Origin of the sequence: Flavobacterium sp. WV_118_3, from assembly GCF_039778605.1 — a bacterium.
Lineage (GTDB): Bacteria > Bacteroidota > Bacteroidia > Flavobacteriales > Flavobacteriaceae > Flavobacterium.
In genome coordinates, this window is the sequence record NZ_CP156060.1 from 2,902,375 (window position 1) to 2,923,009 (window position 20,635).

Annotated in this window: 21 protein-coding genes; 10 read left to right on the forward strand and 11 right to left on the reverse strand. The window is 39.2% G+C overall.

What is annotated here, in order from left to right; genetic code table 11:
• Position 1: 1 nt before the first annotated feature.
• From ABFU83_RS13550 to ABFU83_RS13600, 11 genes are all read right to left on the reverse strand, one after another.
• A complete protein-coding gene (locus ABFU83_RS13550; protein WP_347066692.1) occupies positions 2-487 on the reverse strand; it encodes a hypothetical protein in 486 nt (161 codons plus the stop codon).
• Positions 488-579: 92 nt separating this feature from the next.
• Complete coding sequence (locus ABFU83_RS13555) at positions 580-945, reverse strand: SMI1/KNR4 family protein (RefSeq protein ID WP_347066694.1); 366 nt, start codon at positions 943-945, stop codon at positions 580-582.
• Between the two features lie 2 nt (positions 946-947).
• Entirely contained in the window at positions 948-1,349 is a 402-nt protein-coding gene (locus ABFU83_RS13560) for an SMI1/KNR4 family protein (RefSeq protein ID WP_347066696.1), read from the reverse strand.
• Between the two features lies 1 nt (position 1,350).
• A complete protein-coding gene (locus tag ABFU83_RS13565; protein ID WP_347066698.1) occupies positions 1,351-1,818 on the reverse strand; it encodes a hypothetical protein in 468 nt (155 codons plus the stop codon).
• A gap of 242 nt (positions 1,819-2,060) precedes the next feature.
• Positions 2,061-2,489 (reverse strand): hypothetical protein, encoded by a 429-nt coding sequence (locus ABFU83_RS13570; protein ID WP_347066700.1) that lies wholly within the window; start codon positions 2,487-2,489, stop codon positions 2,061-2,063.
• A 7-nt stretch (positions 2,490-2,496) separates the two neighbouring features.
• Positions 2,497-2,997, reverse strand: coding sequence for a hypothetical protein (locus ABFU83_RS13575; protein ID WP_347066702.1), 501 nt, complete (start codon positions 2,995-2,997; stop codon positions 2,497-2,499).
• Between the two features lie 90 nt (positions 2,998-3,087).
• A complete protein-coding gene (locus ABFU83_RS13580; protein ID WP_347066703.1) occupies positions 3,088-3,546 on the reverse strand; it encodes a hypothetical protein in 459 nt (152 codons plus the stop codon).
• Complete coding sequence (locus ABFU83_RS13585) at positions 3,543-3,995, reverse strand: hypothetical protein (protein ID WP_347066705.1); 453 nt, start codon at positions 3,993-3,995, stop codon at positions 3,543-3,545. The genes ABFU83_RS13580 and ABFU83_RS13585 overlap by 4 nt, the downstream gene beginning before the upstream one ends.
• Positions 3,996-4,038: 43 nt before the next feature.
• The gene (locus ABFU83_RS13590; protein ID WP_136403943.1) at positions 4,039-4,230 is read right to left on the reverse strand and encodes a hypothetical protein; all 192 of its coding nucleotides are present in this window, start codon (positions 4,228-4,230) and stop codon (positions 4,039-4,041) included.
• A 25-nt stretch (positions 4,231-4,255) separates the two neighbouring features.
• Positions 4,256-4,726: a hypothetical protein gene (locus ABFU83_RS13595; RefSeq protein WP_136403942.1), complete on the reverse strand. Its 471-nt coding sequence runs from the start codon at positions 4,724-4,726 to the stop codon at positions 4,256-4,258.
• Complete coding sequence (locus ABFU83_RS13600; protein WP_347066707.1) at positions 4,726-11,907, reverse strand: RHS repeat-associated core domain-containing protein; 7,182 nt, start codon at positions 11,905-11,907, stop codon at positions 4,726-4,728. Before ABFU83_RS13600 ends, ABFU83_RS13595 begins: the two co-directional genes overlap by 1 nt.
• A 426-nt stretch (positions 11,908-12,333) precedes the next feature.
• Between ABFU83_RS13600 and ABFU83_RS13605 the strand changes: the two genes are divergently transcribed.
• From ABFU83_RS13605 to ABFU83_RS13650, 10 genes are all read left to right on the forward strand, one after another.
• Positions 12,334-12,933: a hypothetical protein gene (locus tag ABFU83_RS13605; RefSeq protein WP_347066708.1), complete on the forward strand. Its 600-nt coding sequence runs from the start codon at positions 12,334-12,336 to the stop codon at positions 12,931-12,933.
• An 11-nt stretch (positions 12,934-12,944) separates the two neighbouring features.
• Entirely contained in the window at positions 12,945-13,559 is a 615-nt protein-coding gene (locus ABFU83_RS13610; RefSeq protein ID WP_347066710.1) for a class I SAM-dependent methyltransferase, read from the forward strand.
• A gap of 13 nt (positions 13,560-13,572) precedes the next feature.
• A complete protein-coding gene (locus tag ABFU83_RS13615; RefSeq protein ID WP_347066712.1) occupies positions 13,573-13,941 on the forward strand; it encodes a hypothetical protein in 369 nt (122 codons plus the stop codon).
• A gap of 187 nt (positions 13,942-14,128) precedes the next feature.
• Complete coding sequence (locus ABFU83_RS13620) at positions 14,129-14,656, forward strand: hypothetical protein (protein ID WP_347066713.1); 528 nt, start codon at positions 14,129-14,131, stop codon at positions 14,654-14,656.
• A gap of 10 nt (positions 14,657-14,666) precedes the next feature.
• Complete coding sequence (locus ABFU83_RS13625; RefSeq protein WP_347066715.1) at positions 14,667-15,257, forward strand: hypothetical protein; 591 nt, start codon at positions 14,667-14,669, stop codon at positions 15,255-15,257.
• A 57-nt stretch (positions 15,258-15,314) separates the two neighbouring features.
• Complete coding sequence (locus ABFU83_RS13630; protein ID WP_347066716.1) at positions 15,315-16,091, forward strand: hypothetical protein; 777 nt, start codon at positions 15,315-15,317, stop codon at positions 16,089-16,091.
• Between the two features lie 380 nt (positions 16,092-16,471).
• Positions 16,472-17,686, forward strand: a complete 1,215-nt coding sequence (locus tag ABFU83_RS13635) for an ankyrin repeat domain-containing protein (protein ID WP_347066718.1) — start codon at positions 16,472-16,474, stop codon at positions 17,684-17,686.
• A complete protein-coding gene (locus ABFU83_RS13640) occupies positions 17,686-18,300 on the forward strand; it encodes a hypothetical protein (RefSeq protein WP_347066720.1) in 615 nt (204 codons plus the stop codon). The genes ABFU83_RS13635 and ABFU83_RS13640 overlap by 1 nt, the downstream gene beginning before the upstream one ends.
• A gap of 2 nt (positions 18,301-18,302) precedes the next feature.
• Entirely contained in the window at positions 18,303-19,964 is a 1,662-nt protein-coding gene (locus ABFU83_RS13645) for a hypothetical protein (protein WP_347066722.1), read from the forward strand.
• Positions 19,961-20,635, forward strand: coding sequence for a hypothetical protein (locus tag ABFU83_RS13650; RefSeq protein ID WP_347066724.1), 675 nt, complete (start codon positions 19,961-19,963; stop codon positions 20,633-20,635). Before ABFU83_RS13645 ends, ABFU83_RS13650 begins: the two co-directional genes overlap by 4 nt.

Here is a 20,635-nt window from a genome sequence, read left to right on the forward strand (position 1 = left end):
GTTATTTTACAAAGACTTCTGGGTACATTGTTTTATTCATTTGAATTAATTGCTGCAAAGGACTATTAGGAATATTTGGATATACACGTCTCAATTCAAAAATATCTCGTGCTAATACTTGACGTGCGCTTGAAAAACCTGACGTTCCTCTTAATAAAACTCCTGCACCTTTAGTATGCCCTAACTTGGGTACTAAAATTGACGGAGCTGTACTTGGATTGTAGCCCGGAACAAACTTACTCATCAAAGCTTTTTGTCCAACGTGGTGGGCATCCAACCCTACTTCAACACCTCTAAGAGTTTTATATGAACCCACTTCAAACACTCTACTTCCAGTCTTAGCGGCTCCTCCTGTTTGCTCCAACAATTTGGTACTTGCTTCTGCTTGCGTCGCGCCAGCATTACCTCCTATAAACCATAAAGGTAACGAACCAAAAGCTAAAGTACCCTCTTCCGTGGCGGTAGGCGTACCGTTGAGGTTACGCATACTACCATCCTGAACGCTTCTTTTTAGTAAAGAAGACTTGTCCTAAAATAGATCAACTAATAGTTAGTCAACTTTACAGGGCGAGACAACTTTTATATGCTCTCTATAAATTCTGTAAAAGTCTTGTTTTTAAAAACCGCCTCTTCTTTAAACATACCAATAAATGGCATTTCGTAAATATCTCCGGTGCTTTTCTCTATCACAAAAGCAGTATCGCCCCCATCAGAACCAAAAATAAAGAATTCAGGAGCATACTCTTCTACATTATATTCCTTATTCAGTTCAACCATATCAGTCAATGCCCATAAAAGAACATACTTCTTGCCTGTACAAATATCCGCACCATTTGTTTCTTTAAAGAAATCCATAAACCCTTTAGGTAAATTAAAATCTACCTCCTTTAAAAAGGTTTCTATTTCTTGTTTTGTTGGAGCTGTATTTCTATCTATTGTTGCCATTCTTAGTTATTTGACAATTCGCTTAAAAACAGTTCAAATGTGTCAGCGATAACATCAGATTGAATTTGATAAATATCTAAAAAATCAACACTAATAATCTTTCCATTTTTTTTCTCAAAAGCATATCCTAAGTTAGAACCATCTGTCCCAAAAAAGAATAATTCTTCGCAATCTTTATTGTCTTCATAATATGGATTAAGAGTTATTAATTGTTCCGTATTCCAAAATGAGATATAATTATTGTTCCCAATATTACCTTCTGCGCCATCATACATTTTTATAAATTCAAGAAAGTCTTTATCAATCTCAAAATCTATTTTTTTTAATAATGCAGAATAAATGGCATTATCAGGCGCATCATTTTTATTCAACCGTTCAATTTCTTTTTCAATATTCTTTTTCATCTTATTTAATTGAATTTTGAAGTTTAAACCAAAATGTATTGTAGAGGCGGTGTTGCTCTGGTGTCAAGAAAACTTTGTTTGAAAGATCTGTTGGGCTGCCACCAAATTTCACAGGGTGTATTTCGTGTATTTGTACCCCCTTAAACATTTCAGGGTTAGCCCTACGCATAGCTGCATTAGTTGAGTTAGCCAAATTTCGAGCAGAAGTATATTCCGCACCTTCCAATAGTCTAAACGGCCCCATGGGCTTTACTCCTCCTACTGGATAACCTTTCCAATTAAACACAGAGAATGAACCTTCTGTAAACGAAGTACTCGTCTTAGCAGCTCCTCCAGTTTCCCCTAACAACTTGGTACTTGCCTCTGCTTGCGTCGCGCCAGCATTACCTCCTATAAACCATAAAGGTAACGAACCAAAAGCTAAAGCGGCCTCTTCTGTGGCGGTAGGCGTACCGTTAAGGTTACGCATGCTACCATTCTGAACGTTTCAATAATTCGTTCTAAAATAGGTAGGCTATTAGTTCATCAACTTTTTTCAAGACGAGATATACAATGTAAAAAACTCAGACTTACCAGACTTCTGTTTTATTCAAATTCAGGATATACAAAATCCTACTCTCCTATATTCAATAAATTATTTAAACCGTATTGGTTGATTAAAGTTTGTTCCATAATACGAGCATCTAGTTGCATCAAGTAAAACACAATAATCTAAGAGTTGTTGGTTGCTATATAATGCAACACCTGATAAATTCCTTCATAAGGTTGTCCTTTTTCCAATTTACAAACAAAATACTTCCCATTTTTCATTTTTATTTTTAACCTAGTAAACTTTTGTTTATCGTTAATTTTATCATTCATTTCTTCCTGTAATGCTGGATGTACCTCAATTATGTCGGCAAGATATAAAAATGTAAATTGTCCCTCATTAGACATCAAAATTCTACTATTGGTAAGCAAAAACCAATTCAACATGCTTTGAAAGTAGATAAGCAACGGCTTTTCATTTACTTCTAGCTGAGCGAACAAACTATTATACCTCTCATTATCTATGTCCATTATAATCTTAGTGCTTAACCCCTCTCCGCCTTTTCTTTTAAAAATGGATATATATATTGATGATTTATCAGTAGTATACATAGTAAATTTATCTTAAAGTTTTTTGTAAAAATACTCCGCTGCCTGATTGCTTAAAAGAGTAACCAAAGCGTCTAGCTATATTAGGATTAAGAAAGCCTTTATTGATGATCGATGAACCGTAAATAGATATTTTATTTGCACCGGCTCCTAAAGCTTCGCGCTCTAAACTTCCGACAAAAGACCTGAATCCTGAAAGACTCTTTCCTCCTGAAGCTTCAATCAAAAAAATGTTTCTATTAAGCGTATTTCCTACTAATCCTTTTGTTCCATAAATGGAATATCCTCCCACATTTTCGACACCTTTAAATAATGCTTGTGAAAAAGTTTCTTCTGTAAGATTAACTAATCCACTTCCACTCTTAGCAACTTGCCCGGTTTGCTCCAACAACTTGGTACTTGCCTCTGCTTGCGTCGCGCCAGCATTACCTCCTATAAACCATAAAGGTAACGAACCAAAAGCTAAAGTGCCTTCTTCCGTGGCCGTAGGCGTACCGTTAAGGTTACGCATACTACCATCCTGAACGCTTCTTCCTGTTAAAAGAGACTTGCCCTAAAATCTTTCAACCTATTTTAGGATGAGGCATTTTCAGAAGTAGCTTCATTTAATATAAATTGGCGAGTATTCTTTTGATTGACAACTTATTTTCAAATACAGCCCGCTCACATATTTTAAAGTTTTAACATTACATCCATTACCATCAAAAAAGGAGATTTTGGTGTAGTTAGAGCCACAATACTTTACTTTAATCCTACTTGTAAAAAGCACTTTGACAAAGCTTTTTATTTCCTCAACATTCTCTTTGATTTGTTTATTTGACCACTCAAAAGATTCATTCGTTCTATCTATATTTATCTGCAAAGCATTATTTATAAAAATTAATTCTAAATTAATACAATTAGTTTTTTGTAATGAAAACTTCACATAATGCTCTTGGTGAAATTGTTCATCTATTGTAAAGTCTTTATTTGTTTTTAAAGAAGGAATGCCTATGTCCTTTAAAACAGAATTAATCAATTCTATTTTACTATAAACTTCATTTTCGTATTTTATATTCATAGCCCAAGTTTGTAAAGTGAGAGTTTTACCTGCATCGATGGATTAGCAAAACTATTAGGAACAAAAGTTTTAGGAACATACATATGGAACAACGCTTGATTTGGATTTACAGCTTTACTTCCTATACCAATTCGCATTTGCATCCCACCACCATTTTTAGCAACATTTGACCAACCCATTTTAAAGAAACCTCCTGGTTTATTAAATGCCCCTTGAGCTTTTACAAGAGAACTTCCAAACTTTTCTGATGTAATTCCGAATTTTTCACTTAAAAAAAGTTTTTCTCCGAGACTTCCCGTCCTAGCAACTTTACCGGTTTGCTCCAACAACTTGGCGCCCGTCTCAGCTTGCGCCGCCCCAACATTACCTCCTATAAACCATAAAGGTAATGAACCAAAAGCTAAAGTGCCTTCTTCCGTGGCCGTAGGCGTACCGTTAAGGTTACGCATACTACCATCCTGAACGCTTACTTCCTATTAAAGAAAACTAATCTTAAAACAGGTCGACTAGTAGACCATCAACTTTTTTCAGGATGGAACCATCTGTCTTTGCTATCTGTGTATGAAATAAATTTGAATTTGTTCTCTCCTGAATATTCGGAAAAGTAATGGCTGCACCCATTACTTTTACATTCGTAACGAGTGCAACAAAAACAAACAGTAATAATTTAATAAACAAGTTCATTTTGTGTTTCCTTATCTTTTTAGTACTAATAATAATTTTCATCTTCTTCAGACAATTCTTTATACCTTTTCATTTGCTGTGAATTTCTTATAACACTAAGTACTTGTCCGTGATTCAACGGAACAATATTTAACCCTTCATCTAAAATGACTAATCCGTTAAGGCTACAAAACTCAAGAATGTGCCTTAATATCGATTCATAGTTACTTGTAAAATCTAATCTAAAAGAAACAGAGAGAACATTACCTTCATTATCAGAAAGAACCTCAAAGCAATTTGATTCCTGATTACCGTATAAATCAATATCGTTACTCCAAGATTTAGTTTTTTCGAGGATTGAATTGATTTTATTAAAAAAGCCTTTTTTAAGGGGGTAATTTTCCCAAAATAACTCATCATCAAATCCTTCATCTGTATAGTTAAAGGAAAAATCTTCCGCTAAAGTATTTACACTTTCTTTTGGTAAAACTTGAAATGTATATTGCCAAATTGCCATTAGTAACGAGAATAAATTAGATCATCAACTGATTTATAACCAGCATAAGGTAGTTTTACTTGCTGTACTGGAACATTTTGAATTCCCAACTCTTTTGCTGCCCTTAAGCGATGGTGGCCGTCAACAACGAATCTTTTACCATTATGCTCTACAAACTTTATTGGTTCCTGAATCCCATTTAGCTTTATATTAGCTTTAAGTTTTGAAAAAGCATTTTTGGATTTAGTAAGCCCGTGAGTTATTTCTAATTCATACGTTCCTAACTTAGTTCCCGTCCTAGCAACCTGCCCAGTTTGCTCCAACAATTTGGTACTTGCTTCTGCTTGCGTCGCGCCAGCATTACCTCCTATAAACCATAAAGGTAACGAACCAAAAGCTAAAGTGCCCTCTTCCGTGGCCGTAGGCGTACCGTTGAGGTTACGCATACTACCATCCTGAACGCTTCTTCCCATCAAATATTGTACCGGGATGTTAAAGGTGCCATATACAAACCGATCGAAGAAATTACCGTCCGAAAGTGCCGTCATGTTTACCCCCAGAAAATGATGTTGTGTGGGCATCTGAATGACTGCTACCGGTACATACGGATGATCATTCTGGTTAATAACTGCTCCATAATAATTTATCTTCGGATGGTTATTATAGTTATCAATGTAGGAGTTCGCATATTCTGTAGTGGTATAGGAAACGGCCGATGACGTTGGTCCTAAAATCGCATTGTAGACTCCGGTATCTCCCCATTTATACGGATTCACCTCACCGGTTGCCTGTGCGCCGTGTATATAGGCCGAAAAAAGATACCCTATGGCCTGCCACCAGAATTCCCCGGTTGGATCGGTGTATTTGGTTGGATTGTTTAAACAATAACCGTAACGGTTATAATTTTGCGTATTATACGGATCCTGAATATAAGTATCGGGCGAGAGGAACCGGTGGAGTTTAGGATCGTATAAACGGCCATTCATATTGATAAGCCCGACACTTTGTAGGTGTTCGTGTCCGGTATAACCGCGATCCAATAGGGTTAAACCGACCAGATTGTGACCTTGCCCATCCTGTACTTTTAATAGTTTCCCCCACGGATCGAAAAGCCGTTTTTCGACAAAATTCCCGTTTTGGTTGGAGATGGCCACGATCGTTCCCTGATAATCCCGATGGAGGTAAAGGTATTCGCCTGTCGTTCCGTTGTCCTTAAAAACCACCGGAGCGGTATAGGCATCACCACCTACAAAAAACACAAAAGTAGAGACTCCTGTTTGCTGGTTCGTGGTAATTTCCATCGAGCCATCGGCGGCATAATCTTTTCGTAAAGGTTGTTGTTCCGGGTCTTCCAATCCACCGTAATACATGGTATTTCGGAAATGATCGGCGGTATACGAAAAGGCTACTTTTTCGACACCGGTTTCGGTAATGGTTATGGGTTTTTTAAACAGATCATAGGTAACATTCAACTGGCGCAAATCAGTTTTCGGGTTACTGGTTTTTCGGATTCGGATATCGTCAAACCAAACATTGCCACCTCCTTGATTGTCCACTCTAATGTTTAATTTTTTAATGTGGGATGGGACATATACGGTTCGCTCCATATACACCCATTGGTTAGTGGTTTCGGTATATGTATCGGCCACGATGGTATAATACCCCGTTTCGGTTTCGGAATTCATAAATAGAAGAATTCGCGAACTGGGCCTGTCGCTGTATACCCATCCGGAAAAAGTATAAGAGGCGCCATGCGGATTGTCAATTGGAATCCAACGATCAGCATGAAGGGTATGTGATTTATCGGTCGGATTATGAATTTTTAAGGAATATTTTCCGGTTTTGGACTTGGAATCGTCGTATATCGGTTTACCGAAGATACTCCATCCGATCCCTAAATCCGACCATCCTTTTTGCGCTTCCATCCCATCGTTAAAGATCCCTTCCCGGTTTTGGTAGTAGGAAGCATCCTCCGCGTTGAGGTCGATGGAAGTGTTTCGATACGCTTTATCGGTATCGGTATAGTTATATTGCCCAAGTTTGTTTTCGGTAATACGACCACGGTTGTCATATCGTTGTGTTTCGGGGCGATCCATTGTTACCAGCAGATTGTCCAGAAAAAATAGCATCGGATAGGTTTCGGCCAAAGGCAATGTGTCAAAATGCAATTCGATAACCGGATATTGCGTGACGGTATGTTCAAAAGACTGGGTTCCATTACTTGTATAATCTTTGGGCGACTTAAAGTACTGTCCGTTATCTGGGTTGTATTCCCAAATAGAAATACGGGTTATGTGAGTAGTTCCTTTATTGAAATCGAACCGGATTTTTAGTTGATCACCGACTTTGGCTTTGGTGAGCAACACTTTTTTAATACCCGTGCAATTTGGTGTTATGGCTACTTTCAGGCTTCCGTTTTCGTTTGTAAGCGTAGCACAGGTTTTGGGTTCAAATTCCCCGATAGCCTGATCGAAAGTATCGTGGTGTAGCATAACCGTTTCGTTATCCCATTGTACCAATCGGTCGAGTGTATCGTATTGAAAGGTTTCAAAATGATTAAATGCATAATTTTGCCGTGCGTCAAGGTTTCCGGTTTGGGAATCAAACTGGTACGTCAGTGTAAAATCGGGCCTTGAAATAGGTGTTTGTGTTCTAGGATTGTATATATCGGCTTGCCGGATATACCCATATTCATCATAATATTGTTCCAGAAGCAATTCATTTCCAAAGGTTCCCCGTGTAAGCTGATCCTTTGAATTCACTTCATTTCCGGTCCATAAAACCTGACCGTTACTGTCGTCGAATATCTGATAGCGAGAGCCAAAACGATAGCTATAACGGAAAGTTTTGGAGCTATTTTTTCCACTGATATTTACCGTCGCGGTTTGTTTTTCTTTTGCAATTCTTCCGAAGGTATCATAGGTGAGTTCTTTGATAAAAGTAGCATGAGGTGTTGCTAGTGTAATTTTTTTAGGCCTTTTATAATCATCATATTCATAATATTCCTCATTGGTAACCTTTCCGGTTAGGTATTCTTCGCGTATAGCCCCCTGAAGGATATGATCGGTATTATAAAAATAGCGGGTATAATACGATTTCTCATTTTGAGACTCCTCTTCGGTTTGGGTTAGCCGGCCAAAATCGTCGATAAAATTTTTAACGGTTCCTTTGGGTGTGGTCTCTTTGGTAAGTTCTCCAAATGCGTTGTATTGGTAAGTATACATTCCGGCAGAAGGATCTTCCAGTTTTGTTTTGTTACCCCAGCCATCATACTCCAATTTAATTTTTCCTCCTTCGTAAACCGACTCTTTCAGCTTACCGTTTGCATAATAACTATAGGTAATGGTTCCGCCCGGCGTTTCCGTTAACGAAACAATCTGATCCAGTGCATTGTACACACTTTGTTTGGACTGGATACCATCATCTTCAATTGTCGTTAAACCGGAATAGGTATAATTTATAACTTTACCCTGAGAACCTGTAGTTTTTAATGAAACGGCCTGGATAAGTCTGCCATATAGATCATACTGCATTTCATTCCATACCGTAGCACTCGAATCGTTAAAATAGGGGAGCGTTTCGGAGATAAGCCTGTCCTCAATATCGTACCTCAAATCGACATACGACCATTTCCCGTTGCTGTTTTTTGTCCCTCTCCGCACTTCCCTTCCATAAGCGTCAATCTGAGTGCTACTACTACTACCATCGTCACCTATAGTAGTTTTAAGTACTCCGTATCCACGCGTTTTCGCATAGGTGTATTTTTCATTATTCCCCAGATAATCGGTTTTTTTGATCGTTTTCCCCCACTTGTCATAGGCATAAGTGGTGGTCATGGGGTTAGTACTGTTGTGTATTGTTTCTGTTAGCATTAAACCGCTACTGGCATCATAGGTATAGGTGGTTTGATTTCCCAAAATATCCGTCTTCTTGCTTACAAAACGATGTGTTGGTGTGTCATATTCCCATTTGCTAACCCTGGGTGCCATTCCTGTGGCCGACAGTGTTTTTTGGATTAGATTGCCATAGCGATCGTATTTGTTATTTTCGGTAAGATATCTGGTATTATGCCCCCTCGGTCTTAGTCTTAGCTGTTTTAGCAGGTTCTTTTCATACAAATACACCTCCTGGCTACGCTCCACATCATTCCCTGCAAGGGTCACCGTAGTACTTTTACTCCTTGGCCGGTCTATCATATAAGGGGTGGTTATTAGCGGAGCGTAGGTATAATTTTCCTCCGTAGTCCGTTCGAGCGTCGTTCCGTTTTTTACCGTGGTGGTTATCGTAGTGGGATTACCTCTGGCATTGTAAACCATCGTCGTTTCACTGTTTACTCCGGTTAGTCCGTTACAATTTAGAACCCGTGTTTTTCTCAGTTTGTATACCTTATTGGGCAATACAGGTTCTTCATCATAGCGGTCTTCGTTATTATATAGCGTATTGCTTTTACTGATAAAGGAATCGGTAGCGGCCAGGGTTAATGTTGGCGAAACTAATCCAAGAACGGAGAAATCCTGAATTACGGCTCCTCTTTTATTCATATCGAACTTCGTTACATGGGATATGATTTTCGACGGATCGTCATACCAATTGGTTTTCAACGTCGATTGGAATCCAAAGAATCCTAACCCTTCCGCATGAGCTACAGCGCCCTGATAACGGAAATCCTGACTTTTATAATATGCCGGTCCGCTTTTCTGTATTTTCGAAACGACTTTAAATTTTTCAGCAATATTAATCGTATAATTCGGAAATATTTCAATGTCATTCCCGGCAAAATACACCCCGTTTCCCGGTTTTAAATTGGCATAGGTAATCGTTTGGTTTGTACCGTTAACATGAATATTTTGAAGTAAATATTCATCATCCAAAAAGCTTTTGTTGGTGAAAAACGAAATTTTGTTACTTAGATCGCCTCCCAATAGTGCGATTTCGGTTTTGCTACCATCCGTTTTACTTTTTCGGGTAAAAAGTACTACCAGCTTTTTATCAAACCGGTTCATCTCGGCATACGGAATACCGCGGACATACATCATTCGCTGAAAAGACTGATGCCCCCACGGTAACGAAACCGAAGTAGCACCCATTCTGAAATAATGCTCTATTTTAAGTCCATGAAATTTGTAATAATTCTGAACCGGACAACATTGATGCGCGCCTTGGTTATCCGTCCAGATCGTATAGGAAGTGCTGCCTGGTTCTTTTACCAATATCGGGGAAAGTTTTACAATGTCGTCTTTCCCGTCATTATTAAAATCCAGTGCCAAAAATTGCTCTTTATACGATTCCGATCCGTCATAGGAGGGCAATAATTCCTCTATAAATTGCATCCCGCCTGTAGCCATTAACACTTTCCCCAATGCCGGAAAAAATATATCACTCTTACCATCGCCATTATAATCACCTATCGTAATCGGGAACATCCGAATACCATTTACCGAATGCCCTGTCGTAGTAAATGGATTTCCCAGATAGGCCGGCAAAGGAGTCGTCCAACTGTATATTTTTACAAAAACATGGTTTCGCAACGAATAAATATCCATCGCGTTATACGGATCTCCTCTGAAAATAATCAGATTGGTTTTACCATCACCATCAAAATCGCCGGTTTTAAATTGGAAGCTTCCTTTTACAATCGGTACCCCATTAGCAAAAGTACCGGTCACATTTCCAATTCTCAATGTCCCGGAATTATAAGTCAAATCAGATGCCAGTCTTCTGTCTAAATCCACAAACTGGGTTGCCAGTGTTCCGTCGCCATTGTTTTTAAGAAACAACAAGTCCGTTAATCCATCACCATTAAAATCGCCCGGCAAAGAAAAACAACCGGAATACGAGTTCATATCATTACTGTTATGCTCCGGAATAATAGACGTAAAGCTTTTCTGGTATTCTAAATCGGCGCTACCGGTATTGCTATTGTATGAATACACTTTAACTACCGCATTATTTCCTCCTTCAACCGTGCACCAGCCTTGCCGGTTTTTCTTTTTAAAACTACTATCCAGAAAATTTACGGTGGAAAAAACGGTGCTGATCGTTACCGGGGTCGTCTGAGTAAGCAGATTAACAGCCTCATCTGATCGATTTAATTTATAAATTCCGATAGCGTGATTCTCAAAATCAGCACTTCCTGTAAGGATTTCAATTTCTCCATCACCATCAAAATCTCCGGTAATGGTTCGCTTGATATTGGCGAAAGGAATAGTTGTTTGAATGGTTTTTGCAAATTCAATTTGCTTGGAATAAGTGGTTAAATTAGCAACATATTGAAAAACCGTTTTAGGATAGCTCTTTGTGTTATCCCCCGTTTTTTCCTGTATACTGACCAGTTTTTCATGTCCCAGAACACTTATCGTATGCTCAAAAACATAATTGCGCAGGACTACTCCATTTCCTTTAACCTGTATTTCACTTATAATTTTATCATTGATTTTCTGAAGTCCGGCAATATGAAATTCTTCCGGCTTCAATCTGTTTTTATACGTAAAAACAACTTCATTTATTGGCGTATCCGTACCGGCCGATCCGTACCGGATACTATTCAGGATGGTCGTATTTGAAATATAATTGGTATAGTAATAATTGATTCGCAATCCCTGAGGGTTTTCCCAATAGGTAATGGAATATTCCGTTTGCGATCTGGAATGGGACGTATTCCCGTGTATATACCCATAATAGGCTTTGGATCCATCGGCGTATTCCACAATAAAATAATCCGGACCTCTATCCGGCGCCCCTTCAATACCGCCAACAAGTGTGACCTTGGTATTCGAATAATTTTCCGTTTCATATACCGCTCCATCCCTACCATGAATACCACTTTTCAGTAGCAGCCGCTGACCGTCTAACGCATAATTATCCAAACGATTATAATTGATAATTTCAATTTTATCATCGTGAAATTTAGTTGATGGCACCCTTGCAATCGCGGACAAACCGGTAAGATTCCATCCGTACCCCAGCATTCCCACACCGGACTGGCTATTATAACTGATCCCGATTTTAGGTACAACCCCATTAATTCCCGGAGGCAGCTGAAGTGGTATCGTATAGTTTGCAGCTCCGGATAGCGAAACCGATAATGCTCCTTCGGTAAAACCTACTTCGGTGGCACTCCCAATAAAAGGCTCTTGCGATAAGACCGGAATAGCAGACAATAAGGCGGATAGAATAATGAACAACGTAATTTTTTTTCCCATAAGTGAAATCGTATTGAGTCGAAAAATCAATTGAAACCATTCACATAACAGGAGAGCCGTGGATGTGTCTGAAAAACACGGCAATGTTTATGGTTTCGACTATTTCTTCGAAAATTGAAAAACTATTAATGCGAGGAAGAATTATTATCCGTTTTTATTTTTAAAACGGCTAGAAGGACGTTTGGAATAGAAAATTAGAATCTCTTTTTTGAATTGACTAAAAAATGATCTTTCTTTCCAACTTAATGAACGTTTTGTTTTGGTTTTTTATGGGAATAATTTGATCATTAAACACTGTAAACGGGATAGAAAAACAACAAAAGTAGTATCTTGCATTCTTAGCCTAATGGCGATGACTAATCGCACTATTAAGCTCAAATCATGCAAAAAAATAATGGGAACTAAATCTGACTATCCACCCACTTTATGAATCTTAAAATTTTTTACCTTCTTGGCTTTATTAATAATTACGCCGGTGGTTTTTCTGCTAAAGACGGAATATTCCAACGGTTTTCGTTTACGGAAGACTTTGAAATCAGTGAACACAAAATTGCTGTTTTTAAAAAAGTCGTTACCATTTGCGAACAGCTCCTACTGGAAACCGATAGGGAAAATGACATTCGGATTGACTATTTTGAGAATCAAAAAGGAAGTATTCTGTATTCCCGGAATATTGTTCTATTACTGGATCATGCTGTAAAAAGCAAGTCTTTTTTTATCGATCGGGATTATTTTTTACTAAACGAAGACCTTTTCGAAAAATTCGAACGATGGGACAACAATGCTTACGCCTATCAACAACGCGTTCAGTTTTTAAACGGTGTTATGGATAGCAATGCAAGCGATAATACGCTCTATTTCTATAATGATTATAAAAAATGCCTGCTAACTCATGCTGTTTTGTACTGTTTTGCAGATGAAGAAGATCAGATTATAATGGAATCTTTTTTCAAAACACCTTATGTTAATACGATCCGGATCAATAAAGATGGACATATCTGGTCTATTATAAAGGACCATTCTTAAAATTATTATTTATGGAAAAACCCGAATTCTGGGAAGCCAGTTTTGTTGATAAAAAAGAAATGTGGGGTTTTACGCCCGCGCAGTCTACCGTGATGACAAACGATTTCTTTGTGTCCCAGGCCCTAAAAAACATTCTTGTTCCGGGAATCGGTTATGGTCGGAATGCACAGCTTTTCAGGGAAAACGGAATGACCGTAACCGGAATTGAAATTTCAAAAACGGCTATCGAAATAGCCCGGAAACATTATGATGATACGCTAAAAATTTTTCATGGTTCGGTAACCGACATGCCGTTTGATCATCAAAAGTATGATGGTATATTTTGCTATGCGCTGATTCACCTTTTAGATGAGGAAGAACGAAAAAAACTAATCCGTGATTGCTACGATCAATTGGAAGAAGGTGGCTATATGATTTTTACGATGATCACCAAAGAAGCCGCTACCTATGGTACCGGAAAATACCTCGGGCCGGATCGTTATGAAATAATCGACGGTGTGACTCTGTTTTTCTATGATCTGGAATCGGTTCACCGGGAGTTTGATCCATTTGGTTTATTCGATATCACGACGGTTCCGGAAAATTTCCCGTTCTTTTTGGTAAAATGCCGGAAAAACGAAAAGTAAATTATAGGTCTATATGTGCGACTTTACAAAAGGTATCAAATTTTGTAGCTGTGAACCGGAAACCATCAAATTCCGGGAAAAAGAATTCTATAAAAAATCTGGTGATCAACTTATTCCGGTTTGCAACAAAAAGAACGATACTATTCCGCTGATCTATATTTGGCAGTTATTCCGTTTTGTTGAAGACTATAAAAATTGTGCCATGCCCGGACAATATATTTTGCCCGGCAATTCCATCGGAAACGGATTGGATGCCAAATGGATCGCTTTAAATCTGAATTGCGAAAACTGTTTTGATTTTGACTATACGCCACAGGAAGGTGATAATTTGTTTATCCGGCAAAAATGTAATCTCAGGCCCGTATATCTCTTTTATTTTTAAAAATGGATAATTGATCACCATGATCCGTTTTCCGTCGACATAGAATTGATAACGATTGGCTTGATTAATGACGTTAATCAGACAATTCGATAATTTCACGCCCCTCTTTTTTAATGTTACATTTTTTTATTACCTCTGAATATCAATACAATATTACTATATTAGTAATCGCAAAAAGTCATAGCGAATGAATACGATCAAAAGTATTGTAGTCGGCAAAAAATATCCCCATTTAAAACGGAATATTACTTTTGGATTTACGCCGAAATCCTATTCCGAAATCGGGCACCTGAGTGAACTGGACCTGGATGTTATCACCGATATCATTTCCGAATTAGAAACTTTAATCCCCAAAAATGATCCCGATGATTACGTCGAATGGGGTGTCGATTTGTTTTCGGTACTTTCTTTTCCGGAACAGTCTAAATGTACTGATACCATTCATACAACGGATTTTGCCGATATCAGTACGGCATATCTGCTCAACTATATGCGACAATTACTGGCATTTAAGGAACCGTATTCGGATGCAACGGCTTTAAACAGTATTCTCGGACGGGCTTTTCAACTGGTAAAGAACGATCCGCCGGCTTTTAAAAAATGGGGAAAGGCGTCCTATTGCGAAGTCCCGATCGATAGCGTTTTGATCTCTTTAAATTTATCGGATGCCGATTTGCAACTTTCCGATACCGAATTCATTGATCAAATACAGTAAAATTGAACTGATGTCACAACCCGACTTTGATTTTGTCAGACAAAAATATGCGACAAACTGCACCACACAGCGTGATAATCCTGCGGTATTAGCGGTCTATCGCATCGTACTGGAAGGCGAGCATAAGGATAGTGATTACTGGAACGAAGAACATGGTGCCTCAGATATCATCCGTATTTTCGAAACATTTTTTACCGCTTATGATTGGAAGGAGCTGGAAAAGGATCTGAAAAACTGGACCACTTCCCAACTGGAACTTTTTACAGCAGCGATACTTTCCGGTTATTACAGCTATACCGCTAATGGCGTTTATTATGATTTCTATGATATTGAAACACTAACACAAACCATTCCAAACCGATTGCATTTATTACTCCCAATTCTTGCCATCGAACAGGAAAGAGGACTTCAATATCGCGAGTTCTCCGGGATTGTTCTTGAGAATTGTAATTTTATCAACGATCATTTTGAAATACTTTTAAAACAGGATATTCAAAATATAAGGATCATAAAAGAAATCTTCAAATCAGTAGCCGTTTTCGATCCGACAAACCCAACGATGATGGCATTAAAAAACAAACTTGACAACGTTAACATTTAATCACAAATCTTGGAATACATTACTTTTAAATCGCAGTTATATTTCACAAGTCCCCGATTGATTAGACTCCTGAAACTCTATTTGCTTTCCGAAAATGATTTCAGACGGCTATTCAAAGAAGAGTGCGCGCAATTGGAAAAGGAATTTTTCGGAACCTATAAAATCGGAGGCGGAGGCATCAAAAATGATGGCTTTGACCTGGACCGTTTTTTGAATGATCAAAATACAGAGGCTTTTGCTGTTATTCTACATAAGATTCTTACTGAAAAAGAGCTAACCAACAATCAAACCACAAAAAATATAGCAGCACTGGCAGGATTCGCCCAATATGACGGGACCACAATCCAAACGTTCATAATAAACAACCTGATTTTTAACGACCCTCAAAAAGGAAATGAATTAAAAATACTTTTCGAAGCAGTATATACGGCTTTACAACAAGGCTTTTTTTATAAAGTATCCGATATCCATCCGGACCAACTTATTGGGGAATGGCTATCCACTAAGGAAACCGGACAATTACGGATTAATTACAATATGACCAATTTTATGCCACTTGGCGATACGATACATCTTATTGTGAGTCGCTATAACAACGATTTCCTCCGCTTTAGCTGTCTGGCAAAGGTTATGGATTATGACACAAAAAAAGAAGGAGAACTCACTGTTCGGGAAACCTTTATCAACATACAGGATGGCTACATTCACCACCATTATTTAGATGAAGATGGCTTTCGCTTTTTATATAAAAGTCCGGTTTTTGGATTTGACGGATCCCGTTTTGAAACACAGATTGGCGATATAGGGTTTGCCTTCGAAAAAATGAAAAAGTAGTAAAGTCGTTCTATTTCTTTTTAAGCGTTTTACATTCAGAATCAGGCATTCACAAAACAGTTACAGTACTAAAAAAATACACGTATTTGTGAAATTTAACAATCATTTTATATACAACTATTTGTTTAATTGATTTTAAATTGTACTTTCGAAAGAAATTTCCGATCTATTTCAATACAGAACTGCAAAAAATTGAAAAAGAGGGACAAGAAATCTTCGATTTATTGAAAAAATGCGAGTGATTATGAGTTCGATTGATCGTAATCAATTAACGAAGCGGCAAAAGCAACCGTAGTAAAATAATTACAAATACAGCATACTTTTTTTGAGCCTCGGACGGCAATGCTACCAAGGTTCCTAACCAACCAAAACAACCAAATATGGACATCAACAAAGAACTTGTAATCGCCGCGGAAGCCGGCGATATCGAAACGGTAAAGCAGATGCTTGCCAAAGGTGCCGATGCGAGTGCCATGGGACCCAATTCGGGCGCTTTACACTGCGCAGCGGCCTATGGTCATCGCGAAATCGTACAACTTTTACTGCAACACGGTGCCAACCCAAATGTGGCGGATAATCAATCGTTTTATCCGATCCATCTGGCAACTGCCTACAAACACATAGACATCGTTCGGGATCTGATTGCAAACGGGGCTAAAACCGACGTGGTGACTTCAAGTCAGGGGACGATACTGCACGTGGCGGCGGCAAACGACTTCTACGAGTTACTCCACATATCGGAAGTCAAAAGACCGTTAATGGAAACCAGAGATCACGAACAGAAAACGCCGTTAAACGTAGCCGCATCGCTCGGTAATTATGCGTTTGGATGGCGCCTTATTGACTCTGGTGCCGATGTAAACACCCTGGACGAATATGGATTTTCGCCTTTACTTAATGTTTTGATGCGTTTGGGACAAGCCAAAGTCGAACATTGGGAATCGGAAGGAACTAATTCCGGTGTTTATGTAAAATACCTGATCGAAAACGGCTGTTTCCGCTATATAAAACCGTACAATGGCGGTGAAAACGAAAAAGGACGTGTGCTTTCGCTTATGGATCAATACGATATCTCCGGATATTCCTGGGGACCAACCGAGCATCGCAATTACGTAGGCTGTATCTATCTGGCCAAACATCTGATTCAGAAAAAAGTGGATGTAAACATTCGCGGTAACAATGGCAATACTCCAATGATCATGGCTTGCTCCGCCGGTGAACCGGAAGCAATCAAGCTATTGGCCAAAAAAGGAGCGTCTTTCGACGTCAAAAACGAACAGGGAATTGCGCCTTTACATTACGTAGCGCGCAGTAAACGTGTCGACGGTTTAAAGACTTTTCTTAAACTTAACGAAAATGTGGACATCAACCAATTGGATGGAAACGGATGGACGGCCGGACATTATCTGGGCGATATAGGCGGACCTGCCGAAATGGCAAAAATCCTGGTAAAAGCCGGTCTCGATACCACAATCGGAAGTACCAAACAAGTAGGCGCACTTCCTGTCGGAACCACTGCAAAAGAAGTGGCCGAACATTGGAAAGACACCGAAATGGCAAAACTTCTAACACCGAAAAAAGCAAAAGCAAAATAATGGCAAAGTCAAAACCTATTGGGCTTAGAAAGATTGCGAAACCGGAAGATTGGAGTAAAATAATCATTTCTTTTCCGAAACCCGCTGACGTCCTTGCCGAACCCAAACATTTCGAGCAACGAATTTTGTTACCGCAATACAGCATTCCGGGATCGATTATAAAACCGGAATTCGCCGATGTTGTGTTTCATTTTATCGTGACACCGGTTTTTCTGGATTATGCCGATTTCAGGCTTACTGCCGACAACAAATACGAAATCGTGTCGTATAGTGAAACGCCAATCTCAAATTTCGACGAGAAGTTTCTGAAATGGTGCGCCAATGACATGGAAGATAATTTTGACGGATACGAGGACGAACCAACCTATTTTGAAGTCGACAAATCGGTAAAAAGCGAAAGCATTTATAAAGGCGGAGAACCCATTTGGGATCAAACCACCTACGAAAAAGACCATGTGCGCAAAACCGATTATACGCTCGACATCTTTAAAGACGAAAACGGCGAGCTGATGCAATACATCGCTACTCTTTATGACGATGAAGTTTATGGCTCGTACAATCTGTTTTATTCCCCTAAGACGCGTTTAATACGGCAATTTCACCAATCGACTTAAAAATGAAACCTCTCAATAGCTTACAGGCCGATCTAAACCGACTTTATAAAGGTCAGAATACCCAAAAAGCCTTAAAAATCGAATTCAACAGAAAAGGAAGCGTAATCGAGCAGATCCGTTTCTTCGAAAAGGGATTCTGGTTTCAGGCACCTTTTGCGTTCGAACATAAAGGTTACAGTACCTTAGCCGTATTGCTTTCGCCTCGAATGACATCTTTAAAAGAGGCGCCCGTAGTGAACCTTAAAAAAGGGATATGGTTTAGTGATGGGGCCGCCGCCATTACTCAGGCGCCAAACCTAAAAGCAATGATTCCGATGGCCTACCTGAGATTAATGGAGAGTGCCACTGCAATCAAAGGTTTGAAATCCGATCTGGAGGCCGCAATCAGTCAGTCGAAGCCGCTTTTTGATTATCTGGGCGGAGGCAATCTGGATTTTCTTAAGTCCTATCTGTTGAATGAAGAAAATCAGGAGCGCTTTAAAAAAGCAAAAAGAAATTATGATTCTTTTTACTGTGATTTCTGGAATCATTATTACGACACACCCGAGCACAAAAAAGCATTCGATCTCTTTGCTCAGTTAATCGACGACAAAAAATTCCTACCCGAATTCCAGGAGGAAAACTATGGGATCTGGAATGCTTATGTGCGTAGTGTACTCGCGCAACGTGCTTACGATCTGGAACCTAAAAACAAAATCCAAATGGAAAAGCGGTATTGGCATTTATGGAAGTATGCCTGTATGCCGCACGGGTTGGATTGCGATGAAATGACTTTTAAGAGATACCAATACTACTACGGTCATTCTAACGACATGATGTGGGGTGTGAGTTTGTCTATTAATTCGGCACGTGACCACGACGGTTTTTTACCCGATGAAGTAGCCAACCATCCGTTGTATAAAGCTACGACGCTGATCGAAAGCAAACAATACACCGGTGATCAGCATTGGATTGCTGCAAAACGTTTCGACGAAGAGTACAACGATCCCGAAGCCTGTTGGGATACCTTGGTGTCTACAGCCTATTGGGCGGGCCTTGCAAACCGTCTGGATCTGGTGGAAGCATCATGGCAATATGCAATCGACTTATCGCAAAGACAGGGCTGGAACGCGTTGAACGAAGTACTTCGCGACCAATGGAATTTTTATGAGTATCATAAAAATAACAGGCGCGTAAAAATGGATAGCATCACGAAGTTATTAGATGATTTTATCAAAACCGAAGTCGAAGTACTTCGTACGAATGATGCAGCTACGATAGACCAATTACACGCGATGACAGATATAACAAGGGGTTATTATCGCAAAATCAATTTCGAATGGGAGAAAGCTCAGATAACAGAAAACGAACAACCAAAACCGCGTCATCTGTATGAAATCGTACAATACGACCATCAGCATTACGAGGAAATCTGGGTGTGTTACCTGTCTGCCGCCAATCCGAAAGAAATGACGCTGGACGATTGTTTCGTATTAGCACAAATCAACGGCGAGCCAAAAATAATCGCACGTTTTACGCCAACGGATACCGATTACGACCGATGGGACCTCGTTACGGGTGACCCGGATGTCACAGGTTACACCAGAAACACTTATATTACACAATACCATTTTAACACACCCATTGATGCGAAATGGGAATATGACTTATTTATAAAACTATGAAAAAATTCTTTAAAATCGGCTGCGTAGCGTTTATCGCCTTAATAGCCATCGCCTATGCTATTTATTACATTCAAAACGGACCTACCGGACCCACTCAGGCTGTTAAGTTTATGAATACGGGAACCGAATTGCGATCCGTAACTTTTGAACAAATCATGGCCGACGGAAAGCTGGAGAAAATCTACACCATCGACGACAAAATCAAACCCGGCGAATTTCTTATCAAACAAGTTCCGGCTGGAAATTATAAGGTATCGGTTTGGGATACGAACGACAGTTTGGTTAAAGCGTCCGATTACAAGCTTGTACTTCCAAAACCGGATGAATCAAATTACGAACTGATGCGTTTCGATTTGGCAGTAGACAAATATTTTGTATTGGTAAACATGAACAGCTTGTACGAAGGCAATGCAGTCGCCGAACACATGGCCAATGCGATGGGCACGAAAAGCAATGGGATTCGTATTGCAAAAATCTATGAAGGCGATTTACCCTTTCTAATCGACGAAGCGTATACGATACGTACCATAATCGACCTTGAAGAAGACTTCCCGAGTAGCAAAAAGTACGGTAATGTTATCTACGGATTGTTTGCTATTCCGAAAGCACTACCGAAAGAGCAACTACAACGCGCCTTAATGGAAGAAATCGTCAAAAAAACAAAAGAATAA

What these genes read in the sequence shown, in the direction of transcription:
- ABFU83_RS13650 (WP_347066724.1), top strand. Translation starts at nt 19,961, where the DNA reads ATGAAAAAATTCTTTAAAATCGGCTGCGTAGCGTTTATCGCCTTAATA.
- ABFU83_RS13570 (WP_347066700.1), bottom strand. Translation starts at nt 2,489, where the DNA reads ATGTATACTACTGATAAATCATCAATATATATATCCATTTTTAAAAGA.
- ABFU83_RS13605 (WP_347066708.1), top strand. Translation starts at nt 12,334, where the DNA reads ATGAATCTTAAAATTTTTTACCTTCTTGGCTTTATTAATAATTACGCC.
- ABFU83_RS13610 (WP_347066710.1), top strand. Translation starts at nt 12,945, where the DNA reads ATGGAAAAACCCGAATTCTGGGAAGCCAGTTTTGTTGATAAAAAAGAA.
- ABFU83_RS13640 (WP_347066720.1), top strand. Translation starts at nt 17,686, where the DNA reads ATGGCAAAGTCAAAACCTATTGGGCTTAGAAAGATTGCGAAACCGGAA.
- ABFU83_RS13600 (WP_347066707.1), bottom strand. Translation starts at nt 11,907, where the DNA reads ATGGGAAAAAAAATTACGTTGTTCATTATTCTATCCGCCTTATTGTCT.
- ABFU83_RS13555 (WP_347066694.1), bottom strand. Translation starts at nt 945, where the DNA reads ATGGCAACAATAGATAGAAATACAGCTCCAACAAAACAAGAAATAGAA.
- ABFU83_RS13615 (WP_347066712.1), top strand. Translation starts at nt 13,573, where the DNA reads ATGTGCGACTTTACAAAAGGTATCAAATTTTGTAGCTGTGAACCGGAA.
- ABFU83_RS13620 (WP_347066713.1), top strand. Translation starts at nt 14,129, where the DNA reads ATGAATACGATCAAAAGTATTGTAGTCGGCAAAAAATATCCCCATTTA.
- ABFU83_RS13590 (WP_136403943.1), bottom strand. Translation starts at nt 4,230, where the DNA reads ATGAACTTGTTTATTAAATTATTACTGTTTGTTTTTGTTGCACTCGTT.
- ABFU83_RS13625 (WP_347066715.1), top strand. Translation starts at nt 14,667, where the DNA reads ATGTCACAACCCGACTTTGATTTTGTCAGACAAAAATATGCGACAAAC.
- ABFU83_RS13560 (WP_347066696.1), bottom strand. Translation starts at nt 1,349, where the DNA reads ATGAAAAAGAATATTGAAAAAGAAATTGAACGGTTGAATAAAAATGAT.
- ABFU83_RS13585 (WP_347066705.1), bottom strand. Translation starts at nt 3,995, where the DNA reads ATGCGTAACCTTAACGGTACGCCTACGGCCACGGAAGAAGGCACTTTA.
- ABFU83_RS13580 (WP_347066703.1), bottom strand. Translation starts at nt 3,546, where the DNA reads ATGAATATAAAATACGAAAATGAAGTTTATAGTAAAATAGAATTGATT.
- ABFU83_RS13565 (WP_347066698.1), bottom strand. Translation starts at nt 1,818, where the DNA reads ATGCGTAACCTTAACGGTACGCCTACCGCCACAGAAGAGGCCGCTTTA.
- ABFU83_RS13635 (WP_347066718.1), top strand. Translation starts at nt 16,472, where the DNA reads ATGGACATCAACAAAGAACTTGTAATCGCCGCGGAAGCCGGCGATATC.
- ABFU83_RS13550 (WP_347066692.1), bottom strand. Translation starts at nt 487, where the DNA reads ATGCGTAACCTCAACGGTACGCCTACCGCCACGGAAGAGGGTACTTTA.
- ABFU83_RS13575 (WP_347066702.1), bottom strand. Translation starts at nt 2,997, where the DNA reads ATGCGTAACCTTAACGGTACGCCTACGGCCACGGAAGAAGGCACTTTA.
- ABFU83_RS13645 (WP_347066722.1), top strand. Translation starts at nt 18,303, where the DNA reads ATGAAACCTCTCAATAGCTTACAGGCCGATCTAAACCGACTTTATAAA.
- ABFU83_RS13595 (WP_136403942.1), bottom strand. Translation starts at nt 4,726, where the DNA reads ATGGCAATTTGGCAATATACATTTCAAGTTTTACCAAAAGAAAGTGTA.